The following is a 642-nucleotide window of genomic DNA, read 5'->3' as shown; positions in this document are numbered from 1 at the left end:
CGTCAGCGCCTTGGAGGCCTTGAAGTCCAGGCTGTCCATGTTGCCGGTGGCGTGGCGCACCTCGCCGCGGATCTGCGACTTCTCATACAGCGCCAGGCCGGCGGCGCTGGAGGGGCCAAAGGCATTCAGCGTGCCGTTCGCGAAGCCGTCCAGGATCATCTGCTCGTTCAGGTAGCCCTGGAAGTCCCGGTCGGAGACCTTGCTGGTGCTGTGGTTCAGTGCCCACTCATAGTCCCAGCCGCTCACCAGGCCGGTCATGCCGGCCACGACCCGCTGGGTGGTCGACACCAGCTCACTGGTGCGCAGGCCGGCTTCGGACAGGCGGGTGCGCACGGTGATGATGCGTTCCTCGTCGTCGGCGTCCAGGCTGTTCAGCGCGCTGCCTGCAAAGGCCGGCACGCGCGAAACGTCCATGTCGGCGTCCACGCGGTTGGGCGTGCCGGTGTAGAGRGTGCGAGCCCTTGCCAGCGACACCTCGGCAAAGGCCTGGTGGCCGCCACCGAGGTTGAAGATGCCGCGGCCGAAGATGCTGCTTTTCTTCGACTTCGGATACAGCTCGATATCGCGCATGTAGTCAAAGGTGCAACCGTCCGCGCCACCAATGCCGTCAGGCAGGTAGAGGCTGGCGGGCGGGTTGCAGCC

At 66.1% G+C, this 642-nt stretch carries 1 pseudogene; it reads right to left on the bottom strand.

The annotated features are described in order from the left end of the window. Positions 1-642, bottom strand: a pseudogene (locus tag AC1DU6_RS34465) (TonB-dependent receptor); the annotation flags it as partial.

The sequence above is a fragment of the Roseateles sp. P5_B10 genome, from assembly GCF_056400485.1.
This window is presented reverse-complemented; position numbering and strand designations above follow the sequence as displayed.